Genomic DNA, 20317 nt, shown 5'->3' with positions numbered 1-20317 from the left:
ACTTATTTTAAAATTATTTAAGTTGAAATTCTTTAGCTTTATATTCTCCTTCACTTCCTGCTGCACCATCTGCAGTGTAATATTCCACGTAAAAATATCCTGAAGTTCCAGCAGATGAGAACAATCCGCCTGAAGGAATTACCGCACCATTTTGCGTATAATCTTCAGCTGTAAAATGGGCTATGTTAATCTGACCCTTTTTCACATCAGCAGCAGCAGAATTGTAAACAATTTGATTTCCACCTGCAGCATCATACGGGTTTTTAAATGCATTCCCATATCCATCAGTGCCAAAGTAACAAGTTAGTCCCTTAATAAAGTCTCCTAGATTATCACTGTAAACAGTGTATGCCTGAAGAGAGGAACAGTCAGATCCAGCGCTTATTGCTCCGGATACTGTTTGGATATTGTTGTTAAGCAGAGTTAGCTCTGTTTCAACAAATCTTTTTACTGAGTTAAAGTTAGCTACCGCAACTCTACTTTTTGCAGAGTCAGTGTAACTTTGATAACCCACAATTCCAACACCTGCTAAAACTCCAATAATTGCAACAACAACTAGAAGCTCTACAAGTGAGAAACCTTTTTGTAGTGTTTTTTTCATAATTATGTTTTTCCTATATTCTAGAATTATATATATATGAGGTTCTTCTACCAATATTCTTTACTATGTAAACTATAAAAAATAGCTAACTTAAATAGCTATTTAAATTTTTTATACACCCAATTTGGGGGTATTATAAAAGAAATATTGAGGAAAACTAAGTGGCAGAATCAAAAATTGTTAAATTAATAATTAAATTTATTCCGGTTTAAATTATTTAAAACTTAATTATTAAGAAAAATATGAAGCTAACAAACTCTCAAAATAAAATATTTGAGTATTGTATTTATCTAATTGCATTTGGACTTTTTATATTTTTTTTTAAACACACATTAGATTACGGGAGAACCTATGATGATGATGCTTTACTAGATCAATTCACAAGATCCCCTGGAGATGCAAAACTTATATCTAGTTTTTTATATGCAAAATTTCATTTTTATCCTGTGTATTTTTTAACACATGAATTAGATAATTTTTTAACCTTTTTATTTAACTTTAGTGGGATTGAAATATTAAATACAAAAATAGCTAAATTTACAAATATTTTTTTGCACGTAACAAATAGTTTTTTAGTTTATTTGTTTATAAAGAAAATTTTAAGAATTGAGAGTAATTTAAGAGATAATATTTTAATTTTTCTAAGTTCTTTAATATTTTTATTTCACCCTATTACTTCACAAATTATTTTTAATATAACTACCCGTAATGAAAGTTTAGCATTATTCTTTGGACTTTTAACTTTTATTTATTGTCTAAACAATGCCTATGATAAAAAATTTATTAATTATTTATTTATAGCATTATTATTTTTTCTGTCATTGTGTTCAAAACTAATGACCATCTATTTAGCTGGTTTAATTCCACTAACAATCTTTTTGCTCAATTTTCATCAAATAAATTTAAAAGAAAATTTTAAAAAAAATTTTGATGTTTTTATTCTACTATGTGTAACATTTTTTGTTTACTATTATTTAAGAAGTGTTTTCACTGAGAAAAATGATATTTTTTTCTACGACAGTTTTAATGATTTATTATTTTATTTTTTTACTTCATCAAAATTTTATTTAATTGGATTATTTTATCCTTTTGAACATATTTATGTTTATGCAACAAACTATGACTTAAATTTATCCATTATTTTATTTACTCTCTTTATAATTTATTCAATTTTTGCGACATATTTATTTTTTAATAAGAAAGATCCAATTCTATTAATTAGTGTTTTTTGGATCATTGCAAGTTTAACATTGCCTGTTATTTTTGGAATGGTTGATAAAGGTTTTCCACTAATTTCAAATTTAGCTGAGAGATATCAATATTCATCAGTTGTTGCAATTTCAATAATATTTTTTTGGATTTTAAAAAATTTATCTAATCATCTTTACAAAAAAACATTAGCTCTGAGTTTTTACTGTTTAATACTATTTTCTTGTATTTTTATTTTGTATGACAGAAGCAAAGTTTATATTGATAACTATACTTTTATGACTGAAACAGATGAGAAAAGTCCTAAAAATGTTCATAGATATTCATTTTCGGTTCCAATGAGAAATGCTGTAAAAAATAATGACTGGACGGCTTATAAATTTAATCTTTATCAGTTTTATCAATTAAATACTAAATTTGACGAAGTTATATTAGAATTTTTAAGATATTTCATTCACGAAGAAAACGAGGTGGGCATTAAATTTTTTGAAGACGAATTTGAAAAACAATTTAAAGATAAACCTTATGGAATTTTTAAATTAGCAAGATTTTATGTTTTTAATGAAGAATATCAAAAAGCTGAAAATGAAATAAAAAAAATTTTTAAACAATATGATAAAATTAAGAAGCAATTAGAAGCTTCAGGGAAAAAAGTTACATTTTTAGATCCACCAATTGATGACTTATATTTTGAACTTGGAAAAATTAATTTTTATCAAAAAAACTATGACAAAGCCTTAGAAAATTTTAAAACAGCAAATGTAATTAACCCCCTGCACGCAACGGCACTTTACAATGCAGCTATAACGCTTAAAAAACTTGGACTAAATAAAGAGGCTACACAATTATATAAGGATGCTATTGAAATAAATCCTTTTTTAAGAGAAACAGCTAATAATTTAATTGCTAATACAAATGAGTAATGAATTAAGCATAATTGCTCCTGCACTTAATGAAGAAAAAAATATTGAACCTTTAACTTTAAAAATCATTGAGCATACAAAAAAAACTAAATTTGAAATTATTTTCGTTGATGATAATTCAACTGATCAAAGTAAAAAAATACTCTTAAATTTAGCTAAAAAATACAAATTTTTTAATCCAATCTTAAGAAGAAAAAAAAGAGATCTTACCCAATCTTGTTTTGATGGAATTGAAAAAGCTAAATTTAAAAATATTCTTATTTTAGACGCTGATTTACAACATGATCCAAAATATATTCCTCAGATGCTTAAGGAATTTAACAAAGGACAGGATATTGTTATAGGAGCTCGAAAACTAACATCGGGAAAAAATAAAGGTTTATCTGAGACAAGAAGATTTGCTTCAATATTTTTAATATTTTTTTTTAAAATTTTTAATATTCAAACAAAAGATCCAATGAGTGGTTTTTTTCTATTTAAAAAGGATATTTATCTAAAAAACAAGAAAAGATTTTTTGGTAAGGGATTTAAAATCCTAGCTGATATATTAATTAACTCAAAAACAAAACTGAAAGCTAAAGATGTTCCAATAAATTTTAACAGACGTTATGAGAGTGAAAGTAAAATGAATACTAAAATTTTGCTGATATTAATTAATTTTTATATAATTAGTTTGATAAAAAAATTTCTAACCTATTAATTTTTTTGCAATTTCATCAATCATAAACTCATTATGTTTTATCCATTCTCTTGATTTTTTTGAAATTGAATTTTTAACATATTTTTTTGCATCAACTAAATTTGAAAACTTTTTAATTGGTTTTTTAAATTCTTTATTCAAATCTGTTGAGCTAATTTTATCTAAAATACTTTTTATTTCATACTCAGATAATTGTTCTTTTAACAAGTTGAATTGTTTATCCATTTCTTTTTGAATTTTTGGGAAAAACTCTTTTTTTATTTCCTCTGAAATTAATTCGGGATTAAAAGATTTTTGCTCTGGTACTGTATTTTTGGCTTCCATGTTTTTTTGCAATATAGAGTGACTATGTTGCAACTCAGATGAATGATACATCTGCAACATTCTCATATTTTGCATATCCATAATTTTTGACATTTGATCAAATTTATCTTGAAGCTTTTCAGACTCGCTTTTATTTTTTTGTTTTTCTTCAATTTTATTAAACAACTCCGGCTCTATATTTTGAACTTTTTGATTTAACTCTTCAATTTTTTGAGTGGCTTCGTTTCTATAAGTTGAGATGTTGTCTAAAGTCTCATCAATTTTATTATTTAGACTATTTAATGAATTTTCGATTTTTAAATTGTAATCTTTTAAATCATTTATTTTATCTTCAAATCGTTTTTCTAAATTTACATTTTCATTTAATTTTTGAGGATCATTCAATTGTCTAATGCTATCATCTATTTTAGTTGAAATAGAATTGATATTATTTTGGATGTCATCAAATTGATTATTTAAATTACCAATTTGATCCTCTAAATTTGCAAAATTTTTGTTTGCTTCATCCTCATATTTTTCAAACTCTTGGTGGTAACTTTCGTTAATGTTATTAAGTTTATTTTCAATGCTTTCTTCTGATCTGGTAAGTGCCTCAGTTAGTTTTGTATCAAGTTCATCATTAAATTTTTCAGAGAATAGGTTTTTCTGATTTAATAACTCATCTAATTTTTCTGTAAGTTCAGAACTACCTAGATCTAAATCGTTTATTTTTGCATTTAACATCTCCAACTGTTCGTTAGAGAATATTTGAGAACTTTTTACTTCTTCTTTAATTACCTCACCATTTGCAGATTTTTCATAATCAGCTTCTTGAGCATGAACGATAGTTTCTGCAACTTCTTCAGTTAGATTAATGATATCATCTACTTCTTCAATTAAATCTATTATTTTTTGATTATTAATGTCAGCAACTTCATCTTTGAGTTCAATAATATTTTCATCAACATTTCCAAAATTAGACAAATCATTATTAGCTTCATCTACTTCGCTTAAATTTTGATCAACAATTTCATTATTAAGAAAAATAATTTTTTCACTATTATTACTTCTTGAGGTTGATATTGGTTTTGTAGTTGTGTCTTGAGACGATGAAACTACAACAGTTTTATCTGTTCCTGTTGATGACATCTTTGCTTCCATGCCATCCTTAAGATCAATTACTTGATCGTTGAAAATTTCCTTGAGTTTTTGCACATAAAGTTGTCTTGATAGTTTAAGTTTTTTATCTTTTAGTAACTCAAGCCTAATTTCATCAAGAGTTTTTTTGATGTAAATTGGAGTTTTTTTCATATAATAAATTTATACGTACGAATCATTTACAGTTTATCAAATCTATAAATGATAGTAAAAATTTATAATGTTTGGATTAGGAAAAAATAAATCAAAAACAGTCGAAGACGAATCTATTAAAGATAAATCAAAATTTGTTGTCGTAGGTTTTACCGTAATGATTTTTGCTTTTTTGGCATTTTTGATAGGTGAAATTTACACTTCACTTCAACTTTCTAAGCAAAGCAAACTTTTAGCTAATACAGGGAGTATCCAAGAAGAGTCTGACAAAATCATTATTGAAATGGCTAAAGTTGGTAAAGACGTGAATAAAAGTGAATATGAATACATTAAAGAAATAATGATGTTTATGTCTCCAACTGAATTTCAAAATTTCAAAAATTCTATTTCAGGAATTGCAAGTGAATTTAATGTGCAAATTAATAGCTTAAATGAAAGTCAAGCTGATCCATTAGGTGAGAAATATTCAATTAATTACATTGAGTATCAGTTCTTAAGCACTTTTCAAAACTTAACTTATTTAAAAAACAAAATTGCAGAGAGTGAATTTAAAATAAATATTATCGAGGAAAAAATTTCTAGAGAAAATGCTAACTCTGATAAAGTACTGGCTAATGGAAAAATCGGAGTTTATGTTTTTCCTGGTAAAGAAAAATTATTAAAAGATAAGTCAAAAATAATTGAAATATTTAAGGCTGAAGAAGAAAAATTAGCTGAAAAGGAAAAGCAAGAAACTGAAAATTAAAGTATCTACCTAACTTAGTCCTAAAGGTCCTTTAATATAATCATACATAGGTATTAAAAACTCTAGATACCTTTCCATAAACGGAAATGCCATTCCTACCTGATCTCTAAATGGAACAATTAAAACAGAAAAAACTATTAATAACAATAAAAGTAGATAAGTGAGCAATCTAGCTCTTCTTCCTTTATTTAACTCTTGCTCAGATTGTTCTTGCAGTTGCTGCTCTTTTTCTAAAGATTTTTTTGCCTCTTTAATTCTGTCCTTTTTAAATAATTTTTGAAAAAAATTTAGATTTTTATCTCTATCAACTTTGTATTCATCTAAATTTTTATCCATCTCTTCTTTTGATGGAAGGTCATTTTGATCTTCATCTGTAAATATTTTAAAGTTTGAAATACTCTCTGGGTTTTCTTTTTTTATTTCATCAAAGTTGTCATTTCCAACTTCCTCCTCAGACAATTTATCTTCAGGCGTGGACAATAAATCTTCTGGGTCTTCTAAACTAGATGTTTGATTTACATTTTCAGTTTCTTGTACTTCAGATTGAGTTGTTGCAGCGAAATCATCAATTTCTTTATTTTCTCCAATATCATTCTCATTTTCTATTAAAGAATTTTGCTCTTCATTAACATTATCCTCTTGATTGATTGGATTGTTACCTTGATCTGGATGATAAAACCATACCTCAGAACATGAGCCACATCTAACTTTTGAGCCCTGTTGTGGCATAACTCCGTCAGCTAACTTAAATTTTTTTTTTCCGCAAATACAGTCGATAATCATATGTTGTAATTTAAAACTAATAATATAAAAAAATACATATGTCTATCGAACAAAAAATTAATGGAAATGTAGGAAAATTGTTTGTTACTGGTGAAGTTGATTTAGATAGTTCACCCGAATTAAGAGATAATATAAAAGATTTAATTGATAATGTTAAGACAATTGAAGTTCAGCTGTCAAAGGTGAACTACATAGACTCTTCAGGAATAGCTGCATTAGTTGAAGGTATGCAACTTTCAAAAAGTAAATCAAAAGAATTTTTTCTAACTGATGTGAGCAATGAGGTCATGAAAGTAATTAAATTAGCTCACTTAGATAAAATTTTTAAAATTAAAAATGTAACTGGTGCAAATGCAGCTGAAGTAAGCTCAGAGCCAGAAACTGTTCAGGAACCTGAGCCTCAAGCAAGTGAGAACGTGGATCTTGCTCCAAACGAAGAACCTCAGCAACAATCTGAGAATGCAGAAACAGAAAACAAAGAAACTGAGGAAACAAACCCTAGCATCAAAAGAGATGATGACGATGGAGATAAAATAAAATTTAAAAGGTAAGTGCTTACCCTTTCTCTGTTTATTATTGGATCAATCTTTGGTAGTTTTTATAATGTCTGTATTTATAGACTTCCTAATGATTTAGATGTTATTGCAAAACGATCATTTTGCATAACTTGTAAATATAAAATACCTTTTTATCTCAATGTTCCGATCATCTCATACATAGCTAATCTTGGTGAATGTAAAAATTGCAAAAGTAAAATAAGTGTAAGTTATCTTATAGTAGAGATTTTAACGGCATGCTTATTTGTCTACGCTTATAGTTTACACGGAATTAGTTTTAAAACTTTAGCTTACATTATTTTTTATTCAGGGTTGTTAATAATTTTTTTTACTGATTTAAAATATTATTTAATTTTAGATAAAATCACAATTCCACTTTCTGTTCTTGGGTTAGTTTTTACTTTTTTCAAATTTAATCCTTTTGATGTGAGTATATTAGGCTCTATCATCGGTGGGATAATTGGTTATTTAATTATTTATATTATTAGATTTTTATTCTTTAAAATTAGAAAAGTTGAAGGCATGGGGTTAGGAGATGCAAAATTATTTTTAATGGTTGGTATTTGGCTTGGAATAAAATCAATTTATTTAATTTTAGCAAGCTCAGCAATTACTGGGGCTATTGTTGGTCTAATGATTATTTATATTTACAAAAAAGATAAAGATTTTCAAATTCCATACGGGTGTTTTATTGTCATAGCTTCGGCACTCTATCCATATCTAGGATCAGTCTTTTATAATTGGATTTAAAGATATATTGTTAGTTAACTGATTCGTTTAAAAATGAATAAATCTCTTGTTGCTCAAAACATAAAAAAAAATTATCAATTATTAGACAATAGACAATATGGTCTTGCTGAACAGAATGCATGTAATTTATTAAAGCATGATCCTAACAATCATGAAATTTATAATTTAATAGGAGATATTCATTATAAACAAAACAATTTTGATAAATCTATTTGGTATTATCTATCTTCACTAGATAGAAACTTTGATCGTAAAGCTCTTAATAGATTAGGTACAAATATTTTTTTATTAAACAATAACTCTGCTGCCGAAAAAGTTTTGACAAATCTTTTAGCTCACGACCCTACTTATGTCGATGGTTACTTAAGTTTAGGTCTAGTATATGAACAAAGTAAAAACTTAGAAAAAGCAATAGAATGTTATAAGGCTGTAATCAAAATAGATCCTAAAGAAATAAAGGCATATTTAAGTCTTGCAACTTTATACAAACAAGATCAAAAATATGATGAAGCGATAAAAGTTTATCAACAAGGACTTATAAATAATCCAAGTAATCATTTCATTTTAAGTAACCTTGGGAACTTATTCTATCTTCAGCATAAATACGAAGATGCAATAATCTGTCATCAAAGAGCGATTAAGGCTAAACCAGATTCACATGTAGTACATTTTAATTTTGCAAATACTTTACTAAATGCTGGAAAGTACTCTGAGGCAATTGAAATGTATAGAAAAACAATTGAACTTAATCCTAATTTTAACAAATCAAAAATTAATTTAGGAACTACTCTTTTATCAATGTCAAATTTTGAAGAAGGTTTTAAAGAATATCATCATAGAATATATGAAGATAAAAATTTTAAATCAGTACTTCATAAAAAAAATTTAATTTGGAATGGTCAAAATATTGAGAATAAAAAAATTCTTATTATCGCAGAAAATGGATTAGGTAATACTTTACAATTTTCGAGATATCTTGAAACATTAAGCCAACTAAATTGTAAAATTATATTCCAGTGCCAAGAAGAACTGCATCATTTTTTTGAGGATATGGTTTTTATAGAAGAAATTATTTCTAATGAAAGTGAATATGATGATTATGATTATTGGATACCCTTACAAAATTTAATCTATTTACTTACACCAGATCTTAATAGCAATTGTCCTTTTCCATCACCTCTAAAAATAAATGATAATAAACTTCTGGAATGGGAAACTCTTATCGAAGTAAATGATAATGTGAAAATTGGTTTAAATTGGCAAGGTAGCAGTTTAAATCCTAGAGTTGCTAATAACTCAGTTTCTTTAAATGGTTTTAAGAGCATTGTTAAGAGTCCATTAGCTACATTCATAAATTTGCAAAAAGGCAACGCTGTTTCAGAAATTGAAAAATTTCAGTTGGAAGAACATATTGTAAATTATGATTTACTGATGGATACAGGATCAAAAAAATTTGTAGATACAGCTGCAATTATAAAATATTTAGATCTAGTTATTACAACTGACACCTCAATTGCTCATTTGGCTGGAACACTTGGTACTCAAACTTGGTTATTACTTCCAAAAGTTTCTGATTGGCGATGGTTAAATTCTAAAGATGAAACTATTTGGTATGACAATTTTAGAATTTATCGCCAAAAAATACAGGGAGACTGGTCGGATGTATTTTCAAGGGTGGAAAAGGATTGCCAAGAGCTAATTAAAAATATCAGTGATTTAAGAAAATCTTAATTTAATTTTTTCCAAAAACTTTTATCTATTTCTTTAGAAATTCCTTTAAGCCTTGAAATCATTAGTTTTGATTTCTTTAATAATATTTCATCCTTAGCAATGGCTTTTTTAAATTCTTTATGTTGAGCTACCATAAAAGCAAATAATTCTGCTTTATCTTCTGCAGAATTATTTCTAGCATAACCTGAAATAAAACCTTCAACAGATGTATCTATTCCAATACCCCCTGTTATTAAATCATTAGAATAATCCACTTTGTTTATTTTTTCCCAAGCTTCATCTAATTGCATTAAAGATAATTTAGAATCGATTATGTGATAAAATTCGTGATGGAATAAAATTCTAATATATTTTTTTTTGGCTTTTGAATTTTTAATTTTATTAACCGCTGACAAGTTCAAATAAAAAACTCCAGGTGATTGATCGACATGTCCTGGTGCCAATCCACCTGGCTCAAATCCTAATGATTTGTCAGTTATTTTTTCACAAATCATTACATATTTTAGTCCTGAATTTTTTAAGAAAGATGCCGGATAAATATTTATTTCTTTTACAAGATTATTAATAACATCTTTATAATTCGACTTTGCTTGACCACAAAAAAAATCATTTTTGTTTTTAAAGTTTTCGGTACTAATTAAGATATCTATCCCTTTTGAAGTAAATTTTTTTTTTGATTTAATATGTTCACCCAAAACTTTTAAACTTGATTTTGAATTAATATATTTTGCATATCTATTATATTTAGGATTTTTCTTAAGTGTTCTAAATCTCACAAGACATTCAATCTCACCATCACTTTTACAATTTTTTAAAGCTTTTTGATCTAATTCATATTGAGATAAAGTCCCCCAGCTAGTGTACAATCTCCCAGAAACAGCTTCAACTATGCTTCCCTTAAATTTTTTATTTGTTTTTCTATTCTCTTTTATCGTGGATATATATTTTTTTACAAATTCTGTTCTTTCCTTGTAAGCTTGTCTTACCTCAGGAGTAATATTACCAGCGTATAATTGATTATGAATAAAGACACTTAGTATGAGAATAGCAAAAATTCTCATTAAACATTTTTGAAAAATTTAATACTAAAACTAGATGATATATCTCTAAATTGTTCATCATAACAAGAAGCAAAGATTTCAATACTATTTTTTTGAGGAGCATCAGTTAATACGAAATTTAAAGAATTATCTTTAGGTTCCTTTTCGATTAAATCATAACTATTAAAATAATCTTTCCATAGAGAAATTTTCTCTTTGCAATTATTTAAGTCACCTTGTCTTTTATTATTAAATGCAATTATTGAATAAACTTGATTTTGAGAATTTGTGTAAAAGTAATAATTGTTAAAATGATTTGATAATTTATTTGGCTCTACTTTAAAACATTTTCCCTCTGCGAGATTGTTTTCGCATTCACCAATTATATTTAATTGATCCCTATTAAGTTCAGCTAAAAAAAACTGATTGAATATTTTCTCTAGCCTATTTTTAGGAAGTACAACTTCTGTATTTTTTGGTTTCAATAATTCAGTAATATTTGAAACATCCAAACCCTCTTTTTCAATGGGTTTTTCATCAAACATTTCCTCTGGCTTTTTTTGTTCTTCTCCAGGTAAATCTCCAGGCTCGCCAGAATACAACAAAGAAGATGAAAAAAATAAAATTAAAATTGTTTGAATTATTAGTTTCATTTAAATAAAAACATCTTAAATTAATTTTTAACTATAATTCAATAGAAATCAATGAGTGAAGATCTCGAAAAAAACCTGAATGAAATAAAAAGATTACCTGGACTAAAAAAAGTAAAGGAAGAAGTTGAAAACTTATTGGCTTTTCTTCAAAATTCTAAGGATAGAAAAGAACAAGGTTTAGGTGATGCAATGCCACTTACTTACCATTTAATTTTTTCTGGTAATCCAGGAACAGGAAAAACTACAGTGGCTAGAATTTTGGCAAATATTTATAGAGATTTAGGCATTATTGCTGGAGGGAAACTGATAGAAGTAACCAGAAGTGATTTAGTTGTAGCAGAGAAAGGTAAAACAGCAGAAAGAGCAGCAGAAAAGTTTAATCAAGCAATAGACAATGTATTATTTATTGATGAAGCATATACTTTATCAAATAAGAAAGATCCAAATGACAACGGTCAAGAAGCAATTGACGAATTACTGAAGTTTATGGAGGATTACAGGGATAGATTGATAGTTATTGTGGCAGGTTATGAAACTAATATGAAAGAATTTATTTCTTCAAATGCCGGTCTAGCTTCTAGGTTTAAAAGAAATATAATTTTCGAAAATTATAATGACCTAGAATTATACCAGATCTTCTTCAAACTTTGTCGAGACAACAAATATATGATTGCAAATGATGCAAGTGCTTCAATTAAAAATTCATGCAATAAAATTATAGAAATAACTGGTGAACGTTATTCTAATGCAAGAGATTTAAGAAGATTTTTTGAAAATTGTATTCAAATTCAATCAGTAAGATTGAATAAGAAAGAAAATAAAACAAAATTAGATCTAATGATGATTAAAAAAGAAGATATTGAAAATACTATCAATAATTTTTCTTAACTTATAATTCTCGATTTATATCGATAAGTAATAAATCTTCTAATAATTTCATAAAATAGAATGATTAATGCTATGAAAGTTACTATTGGAATGTAACTTAAAATTTTAAGATATCTTGAATATAAAATCTCAATAGCAGATCTTTCGTCCATTTGAATATCATGTAACCTATTTGCGATTAAATGTATTTTTGGATCTTTTAACTGAGAACATTTATCCAATATTTGGTATAATTGTAATTTATCATAATAATTAATTAATCTTGTTAGATTTTTTTCTACCGCATAACAATTTGCAAACAAATTATTATAAACATCATCTAAAGTTAGATCTCTTTTAGATGAATTTTTCATTTCATTGTTTAAACTGATATAAATTTCCTCAACTTCCTCTTTTGTTGGATTTTCTTTTAAAACTATTTCAATTTTTTTCTCAAAATTTTTAATTTTTTCTTTAACGTCTTTTTTAATATCATTGTTTAAATTTTGATCTGGAAAAGTTGCTATGATAGTTTCATCCTTTCCTATTTCATTATCGCTAGATATAACTTCATTACTCTGTTCTAAATCTTTATCAGATTTTATAGGAGGATCTTTCTTTAAAACTACTTTAGTTTGTTCCTCATTATCATTTTTATCCTGATCAGATTTTACTGGGATATCTTTTTTTGCAATCACGCTTGGTATTCTACCTTTTGCAAATTCCCCAAAGAATTTTCTAAATGTAATTGAAAAAATATTAGAGCTGATGTCTTCTTTTGTATTTTCTAACAAAAATGCATTAGCCATTAGGCTTGTGTTATTCTCTTTATTAAGAAAATTATACCCTACCCCTAAAGAGTAGTAGTCTTCTTTATCTCTTGGTAAATCGTGGTTAAAAGTAGAGCCAGATGCAAATCTTGCTTTATTTTCTGTTCCTTCAATAAAATAATCTCTAGATACAAAAGCTGCTAATTCCAACTGACTTAATTTATTATCTTTTTCAGAAAAGTTTTTTGATACTGAAATTCCAACCTCAGGTTTGACGATAAAAAGATCTTCATTATCAACTGTTAATGCTAAATCACCACCTGTTTCTTTTGTATCTCCCTTGAAAATATAGCTATAATTTATTTTAGCAGATGGAGATATTTTATAACCATTAAAATCATATTTCGCTATATGCTGAGCCTCTAAATTAAAACCAACATCATAAAAATCAGATTTATACTTATCATCTACTGAAGTTCCAAATACAGATACATTTCTATTGCTGTTAGTCTTAGATACAAAAGCGCTACCTAATAAATTAAATGCATAATCTTCATCATCTATTTGCTTAAACATTGAGGCATGCATTGAATAAATTTCAGCATCTCCATAACTATCATTATAGGTTGTATCAGTTTTTGAAATTCCAATTGAATAACCATCAAAATTTATATCGTCTTTTTTAAATTGTTCTCCAAATAATATTCCTGTCGTATCAGAATTATATCCTGTGTAGCCTTCACCAATATTATCTCTTTTAGTATTTGTTCCAAAAGTTCTTAAAAATGAAGCCCTATCATCTGACTCGAACCTTTCAAAAAATGATTTATTTTTATTATTTTTTATAAAACCTAAAACAGATACATCGCTATAATCATAGTATTCATTGTATCTTTTTTTATCACCATACAAACCTTGGTCTTGTAATGATGCTAAAGTAAGCTCATTAGCTGTAGAAGTAAAATTAGTTACAAATGTTGTGTTTGAAAGAGACGTTGTATTAGCAACAGCTCTATTAAAATAATTATGATTAGTATTTGATTGAATAGATGATGTTGCAATAACAGTTCCTTTTAATTTATCTAATTCAGTATTAACAGAAGAAACTGTTGCGCTATCCAAAACATCTTTCACGTCTTTTAATGTTCCGCTAGTTGCATTGTCAAAAACTTTTGCAATGTCTTTTGATGATGAAACTGTTGTTGTGCAGTTTATGTTGCATGTGCTAGCTGCTTCAGTAATTTGTAAAGAAACAGTTTTTGCAGATGTATCATAGACAATATCCCATGTAGCATCATTAAGATTACTCTCGTTGTTCATTGTCTCTGTTGAAAAAGTTCCATTAAATGTTCCGCCACCAGAAGCATCTACAATTGTATGTGTTATGTCTGAGTAAGTGGTATCTTCAGGGTATAAAGAAATAGTTCCAGCAAGTTCAGTATTTCCATTAATTACTATCTTGTCTGCTGTTGTCGAATTAAATTCAATGTTTGTAGTGTCATCTGCAGATAGCGTTAGGTTGTCATTTATAGTAAGAGTGCCTATACTATTTCCTGGAGCTAAAGTACCAGCTGTTGATGAAAATGTAACATTACCATCTATAATACCACTACCGCTTAGTGTACCTCCTTTAACAATAATATTTCCTTCAGTAATTTTATTTGAGCTATCACTACTTCCTCCTGCAAATAATGTTCCTCCAGCAATATTAATCGTTCCATCAAATGTGTTAGCACCTGTAAGGGTTAATTCTCCAAAACCCGATTTATTAATGGTACCTGATCCTGAAATAACTCCAGATAATGTCTGATTATTTGAAGAGTTAATACCTAAATCTCCAGCATTCGAAATATCACCTGCATAAGATCCTCCGCCCAATTGACTTGTAACCAATAATGTACCTGCAGAAATAGTGGTATCTCCACTATAAGAATTTGTACTTGATAAGGTTAAAATACCATTTCCTACTTTAGTTATAGATCCAGAACCTGAAATAGTACCGCTTAATTCTTGGTCATTTGCATCACCGGTAGTCAAAGTTACAGCATTAGCAATTTCTATTGTTCCTGCTCCATCTACAGAAGCAATAGTATCACTTACATCAACATCATAAATTGCACCTGAAGCAACGGTTACAGCAGTACTATCTGATAAAGTCCCTGACACAGTTAAAGTTCCTGAATTAATATTTGTATTACCTGTATAAGTATTTGTTCCACTTAAAGTATAAGTGCTTGATCCAGCTTTAGTAAAACCACCTGAACCGCTTATCACACCTGATAAAGTTTTATCATTGCTATCTCCAGCCGTAAGTGTTTGAGAGCTCGCGATTTCAATGTTTCCAGCACCACTTACAGATGCAATAGTATCACTCGCATCTACGTCATAAACCGCACCAGAAGCAACAGAAACAGCAGTACTATCTGACAATGATCCTGTAACAGTTAGAGTTCCAGCATTTATAGTTGTTGAGCCAGAAAATGTGTTATTGCCACTTAAAGTTTGAGTTCCTGAGCCTGCTTTAGTCAATCCACCAGAGCCTGATATTACACCAGATAAAGTTTTATTATTTCCATCACCAAAAGTTAAAGTTTGTGAGCCAGCAATTTCAATATTTCCGGCTCCACCAATTGAAGCAACTGTATCACTTGCATCCACATCATAAATTGCACCAGAGGCAATTGTTACTCCAGTGCTGTCAGACAATGACCCAGTTACAGATAAGGTTCCTGCATTAATAGTCGTAGCTCCAGAGTAGGTATTTGCACCACTTAAAGTTTGAGTTCCTGATCCCGCTTTAGTTAAACCTCCAGAACCTGATATTACACCTGACAAAGTTTTATCATTACTATCTCCAGCAGTTAATGTTTGAGAACTTGCTATTTCGATATTTCCAGCACCACTCACAGATGCAATGGTATCACTTGAATCAACATCATAAATTGCACCACTTGAAACTGCTACTGCTGTGTTGTTATCAAGAGTTCCTGTTACAGTTAAAGTTCCAGCACTGATGGTAGTAGTACCATCGTAACCATTTGATCCTGATAAAGTTAAAGTTCCACTTCCAGATTTAATTAGATTATAAGTGTTTGATCCATCATCAATTGCTGCCATTGATACAGCACTATCAATGCTAGCAGTAGTATTTCCAGTTAGAGTATTAGTTCCTGAAAAAGTAATTGTATTGCTATCTCCACTATTTCCTAAAGTTATTGAACCTTGTAAATTTAAATTCTCATCAATTGTAAAATCACTTGCATCTGATGTATAAAATTTACCTCCAGTCATTGTGATAGCGCCTGTACCAAAAGCATCATTATTTCCATACTGAATGGCACCAGCAGTCACTGTAGTACCTCCAGAATAAGTACTGCTGTTCTCTGCAAAAAATGTACCAGTCGCTGACATTGTCAAAGTTCCAGAATTCAACACTAAACCACCTGATGGTCTAATTGTTCCATCACCACCTGTAATAGTTAAATCATAATTGTTGGCTCCTGCTGTTAAACGACCACCAAATGTTAAATTTCCGTCATCAATATTTATTGTAGTATCAGAACCAAGAGTAGTAGCACTCCCTGATAATGTTATTGTTCCAGAAGTATTTGCAGCTTGTAAAGCACCACCATTACTTACACCATTTCCATTTAATGTTAAGCTCTCATTAGTAATCGTAATTGCATCAGTTATTTTTAAACTTGCACCATCTGCAACAACTGTTCCTCCACTTGATGACCCTAAAGAATACTGATCAGATATTTCTAGAATACCTGCATTTACTGTAATTGTTCCATCATTTTGATTAGCTCCACCTAAGACTAAAGTACCACTTCCAGATTTAGTTAAATTACCAGAATCTGTAATGATACCATCAAAGGTCATTGTGTTTGATGACGCTACATCTATTGTGCCATTACCAGTTAACGTAATTCCTTTATTTGTACCTAAAGTAAAATCATTTGTAGCGCTTAGAGTTCCACCATTAAAAATTATATTATCTCCATCTGCACTGCCTGGCGTTGCTCCTAAATTAGCTGAACTTGAAACACTGATTGTTCCATTTGTAATAGTTGTTGAACCAGAATAGGTATTCGTACCTGAAAGAGTTAAAGTTCCACTTCCAGATTTATTTAAAGCACCAGTTCCTGAAATTACACCTGCTAAAGTTTGGTTAGATGATGAATCTACTGTTAAAGTTCCTGAATTTGCAATAGCACCATCATAATTTCCAGTTTCAAGTTGGCCTTGAAGTGTAATTCCTCCTTGGGAAATAGTTGTGTCACCAGTATATGTATTTGTTCCACTAAGAGTTAATGTACCAGTTCCAGTTTTTGCAAGTCCTCCTGATCCTTGAATGACACCTGAGAAAGTTTTGTTTGTAGCATCCCCTGCTGTTAATGTTTGACCACTTGCAATATCAATTGTTCCAGCTCCATCTATAGATTTAATTGTATCGCTCGCATCAACATCATAAGTAGCTCCTGATGATACTGTAATTGCTGTATCGTCAGATAAGGTTCCTGTAACATTTAATGTTCCAGCGCTGACTGTGGTTGCACCTGTATATGTATTTGCTCCACTTAAAGTTAAGGTTCCATCACCAGTTTTTGTCAAAGTACCATTGTTACTAATTACACCACCATAAGTTAATGTAGTTGATGCATCAGTATTAATTGTTCCTCCACTACCAACAACTGTTATTCCTTTATTTGATCCTATGGAAAAAGAATTTGTAGTTTGAAGTGTTCCATTATTTAAAACTATATTGGTACTTGCTACAGATCCAGGTGTTGCTCCTAAACTAGATGAGTTTGAAGCAACAACAGTTCCGCCTTCAATTGTTGTTTGGCCACTATAAGTATTTGTTCCAGTTAGTGTAAGTGTTCCTGAACCAGTTTTAGCTAAAATTCCAGTGCCTGAAATTGTTCCAGCTAGAGTTTGGTTAGATGATGAATTGATTTTTAATTGACCAGAATTAGAAATTGCTCCATCATAATTCCCGCTTTCTAATTGTCCTTGTATATCAAGAATACCAGCTGAAATTGTAGTATTTCCTGAGTAAGTATTTGTTCCACTTAATGTAAGAGTTCCAGATCCTACTTTAGTAAAATTTCCTCCTCCTAAAATAACACCTGATAAAGTTTTATTATTACTATCTCCAGCAGTTAATGTTTGGGCAGATCCTATATCAATGTTACCTGCTCCTTCAATTGATGCAACTGTATCAGTTGAATCCACATCATAAGTCGCACCTGAAGCTACACTAACTGCAGTACTATCAGACAAAGCTCCTGTTACTTTAAAAGTCCCAGAATTAATATTTGTTGCTCCAGTATATGTATTATTTCCACTTAATGTTCTTATGCCATTTCCTGATTTAGTAAGACCACCGGAACCTTGAATTATACCGCTGAAAGAGGAGTTCAAAGAAGAATTGGTAGTTAATGTTGTAGAACTAGCTATATCAACAGTTCCTGCACCACTAAAATAACTAATTGTATCACTTGAGTTTACATCGTAAGTTGCACCGCTATCTACTTGAACGTAACTACTATCACTTAACGAACCTGAGACAGTTAAAGTTCCACCTTTTACAGTTGAAGAAGAGTGTGAATTTGTACCACTTAAAACTAAAACTCCATTTCCTGATTTACTTAGAGCACCATTGGTTATATTTCCTGAAATAGTCGAAGTTACACCAGTAGCAGTATTAAATGTTTGATTTTGTGAACCTAAATTTAAACTTCCTGAAATTGTATTATTACTTTCAGAGGTTATAGTCCATTTATCATTTATGATTGAAACTGGGCCTGATAAAGTTAATGTTCCATTGTTTGTCGAGTTACCTAAAGTAGTATTTGCTCTAATTACAATGTTATCACTTACTTCTCTTGCAGATGTATTATTAGAGCTTAATATCCCCCCATCTATATAAATGATGTTTCCACCAAAAGCATTATCACTACCTACTTCCATTGTACCTGCAGATAAAACCCAGTCTGCACTATGACCGCTATTATCTCCATTAAGCTCTATTGCACCTGCACCTGCTTTTGTAAGATCAACTCCTCCACTCAGAGAACCATTAATTGTAAATGTAAATCCATTTAAGACATTGTAAGTTCTTTCCCCAACACCAAAAGTATCCGTGTCAAGATCACTATTAACTGTATCATTTTTAGAAATAGTAACTATGTCAGCAAGAGATTGTTTAATAAGAAAAAATATAATTAAGAAAAAAAATAAAAAAAATTTTTTTGCAAATTGAATATTTTTATTAAATTCCAGCAACATATAATTTTTGTAATGTATTGATCCTTTTGAGTTATTTGGATACAACCAATGATATATAATATTAGTTATATATACAATTTGATTAAATATAAAAAAATTCTATAAATGCGATTATGAGTAATCAAGAGTTCTTAAACCCAAAGTTTTTAAAGTATTTTATAACTGTTGCAGATACTGGAAGTATTTTATCTGCAAGTTCGAGTTTAAATGTTGCTCAACCTTCAATTACTAGATCCGTACAAATTATTGAAAATAGTTTGGGAAAAAAATTATTTATCAGAACTAAAAAAGGAGCCACTCTAACTAAAGAAGGTGAAATTTTTTACATGAATGCAAAATCAATTTTAGCGTTCAATGATAAAGTTATAGAAAATATAAAATCTATAGAATTTGATGATAAAAGTATAAATAATGATCAAATTACTTTTGGTATTCCAAGTACCCTTACCTATTCCCATAAACAAAATATACTTTGGTTGATTAAAAAAAATAATCCTAAAGTAAGAATAAAAGTTATTGAGAGTGATAGTTTTGAAATGATTAATCTAGTTGAAAAAAATAAAATTGATTTTGCGATAAGTTGTATCAAATTTTCAAATGACAATATTGATAAAGTCAATTTATATGAAGATCCGTTTTGTGTTGCTTATTATAAGGGACACCAATTTCAAGATATTAAAGAAGTAAGTATAGATATGGTTCGAAAAGAAAAAAATTATATCTTTAGAAATACTTGCGAATTTTTTTACTATGATTATTTAAAAAATAAAGGTTCCTTTCCAAACTTTAAAGAAATCCAAAAAAATATAAAAAAAAGAAAACAAGAAAATAGTGATAGAGATATTGTTTTTACTGATAGCGATACAACAGCAGCCTCATGTATTAAAAGTGGTTTGGGAGTTGCGATAATTCCTGAAAGTGTAGCAATTGATCATAAACTTTTATTTACCAGAATTAATAAACCTCAAATGAATAGATATATTTTATTTATTCAAAATAAAAATAATAAAAAAAATATTAATATAACCAATGAAGCTTTAAAGAATGCTTTATGGTTATAACGACTGGAGATTAAAA

The 20317-nt window shown here is 28.9% G+C and carries 14 protein-coding genes; 8 read left to right on the top strand and 6 right to left on the bottom strand.

Annotation, left to right across the window (positions count from 1 at the left end; translation table 11 throughout):
• Positions 1-13: 13 nt before the first annotated feature.
• A complete protein-coding gene (locus tag ACTTA0_RS02660; RefSeq protein WP_440613846.1) occupies positions 14-601 on the bottom strand; it encodes a pilin in 588 nt (195 codons plus the stop codon).
• A 242-nt stretch (positions 602-843) separates the two neighbouring features.
• Here ACTTA0_RS02660 and ACTTA0_RS02655 point away from each other — a divergent pair, with 242 nt between their 5' ends.
• Both ACTTA0_RS02655 and ACTTA0_RS02650 read left to right on the top strand, forming a co-directional pair.
• Positions 844-2733 carry a tetratricopeptide repeat protein gene (locus ACTTA0_RS02655; protein ID WP_440618867.1) on the top strand — a complete coding sequence of 630 codons (1890 nt, stop codon included), beginning with the start codon at positions 844-846 and terminating at the stop codon, positions 2731-2733.
• The gene (locus tag ACTTA0_RS02650) at positions 2726-3433 is read left to right on the top strand and encodes a glycosyltransferase (protein ID WP_440618868.1); all 708 of its coding nucleotides are present in this window, start codon (positions 2726-2728) and stop codon (positions 3431-3433) included. Before ACTTA0_RS02655 ends, ACTTA0_RS02650 begins: the two co-directional genes overlap by 8 nt.
• Here ACTTA0_RS02650 and ACTTA0_RS02645 read toward each other — a convergent pair.
• The gene (locus ACTTA0_RS02645) at positions 3422-5047 is read right to left on the bottom strand and encodes a hypothetical protein (protein WP_440675964.1); all 1626 of its coding nucleotides are present in this window, start codon (positions 5045-5047) and stop codon (positions 3422-3424) included. The two genes, ACTTA0_RS02650 and ACTTA0_RS02645, sit on opposite strands and share 12 nt — an antisense overlap.
• 67 nt (positions 5048-5114) lie before the next feature.
• Between ACTTA0_RS02645 and ACTTA0_RS02640 the strand changes: the two genes are divergently transcribed.
• Complete coding sequence (locus ACTTA0_RS02640; RefSeq protein WP_440652944.1) at positions 5115-5792, top strand: hypothetical protein; 678 nt, start codon at positions 5115-5117, stop codon at positions 5790-5792.
• A gap of 9 nt (positions 5793-5801) precedes the next feature.
• Here the strand turns inward: ACTTA0_RS02640 and ACTTA0_RS02635 are convergent, their stop codons facing one another.
• Positions 5802-6575: a hypothetical protein gene (locus ACTTA0_RS02635; RefSeq protein WP_440675963.1), complete on the bottom strand. Its 774-nt coding sequence runs from the start codon at positions 6573-6575 to the stop codon at positions 5802-5804.
• 38 nt (positions 6576-6613) lie between these two features.
• Between ACTTA0_RS02635 and ACTTA0_RS02630 the strand changes: the two genes are divergently transcribed.
• The 3 genes from ACTTA0_RS02630 to ACTTA0_RS02620 are packed head-to-tail and all read left to right on the top strand — an operon-like array spanning position 6614 to position 9613.
• Complete coding sequence (locus tag ACTTA0_RS02630; RefSeq protein ID WP_440652947.1) at positions 6614-7126, top strand: STAS domain-containing protein; 513 nt, start codon at positions 6614-6616, stop codon at positions 7124-7126.
• Positions 7127-7882, top strand: a complete 756-nt coding sequence (locus ACTTA0_RS02625) for a prepilin peptidase (protein WP_440675962.1) — start codon at positions 7127-7129, stop codon at positions 7880-7882.
• A 33-nt stretch (positions 7883-7915) separates the two neighbouring features.
• Positions 7916-9613: a tetratricopeptide repeat protein gene (locus ACTTA0_RS02620; protein WP_440675960.1), complete on the top strand. Its 1698-nt coding sequence runs from the start codon at positions 7916-7918 to the stop codon at positions 9611-9613.
• Here the strand turns inward: ACTTA0_RS02620 and ACTTA0_RS02615 are convergent.
• A complete protein-coding gene (locus ACTTA0_RS02615; protein ID WP_440675959.1) occupies positions 9610-10674 on the bottom strand; it encodes a putative zinc-binding metallopeptidase in 1065 nt (354 codons plus the stop codon). The two genes, ACTTA0_RS02620 and ACTTA0_RS02615, sit on opposite strands and share 4 nt — an antisense overlap.
• Positions 10674-11306: a hypothetical protein gene (locus ACTTA0_RS02610; RefSeq protein WP_440618873.1), complete on the bottom strand. Its 633-nt coding sequence runs from the start codon at positions 11304-11306 to the stop codon at positions 10674-10676. Before ACTTA0_RS02610 ends, ACTTA0_RS02615 begins: the two co-directional genes overlap by 1 nt.
• Positions 11307-11357: 51 nt before the next feature.
• Between ACTTA0_RS02610 and ACTTA0_RS02605 the strand changes: the two genes are divergently transcribed.
• Positions 11358-12194 carry an AAA family ATPase gene (locus tag ACTTA0_RS02605; protein WP_440675958.1) on the top strand — a complete coding sequence of 279 codons (837 nt, stop codon included), beginning with the start codon at positions 11358-11360 and terminating at the stop codon, positions 12192-12194.
• On the opposite strand, the gene ACTTA0_RS02600 is transcribed toward ACTTA0_RS02605, so the two are convergent.
• Positions 12191-19285 (bottom strand): autotransporter-associated beta strand repeat-containing protein, encoded by a 7095-nt coding sequence (locus ACTTA0_RS02600; protein ID WP_440675956.1) that lies wholly within the window; start codon positions 19283-19285, stop codon positions 12191-12193. The two genes, ACTTA0_RS02605 and ACTTA0_RS02600, sit on opposite strands and share 4 nt — an antisense overlap.
• A gap of 68 nt (positions 19286-19353) precedes the next feature.
• On the opposite strand from ACTTA0_RS02600, the gene ACTTA0_RS02595 reads away from it, so the two are divergent.
• On the top strand, positions 19354-20301 hold the full coding sequence (locus ACTTA0_RS02595) for a LysR family transcriptional regulator (RefSeq protein WP_440675954.1): 948 nt from the start codon (positions 19354-19356) through the stop codon (positions 20299-20301).
• The last annotated feature ends 16 nt before the right edge of the window (positions 20302-20317 follow it).

It is taken from the genome of Candidatus Pelagibacter sp. HIMB1593, assembly GCF_052047755.1.
Lineage (GTDB): Bacteria > Pseudomonadota > Alphaproteobacteria > Pelagibacterales > Pelagibacteraceae > Pelagibacter.
The sequence above is the reverse complement of the archived record's forward strand: the minus strand, read 5'-3'. Positions and strand labels throughout refer to the sequence as shown.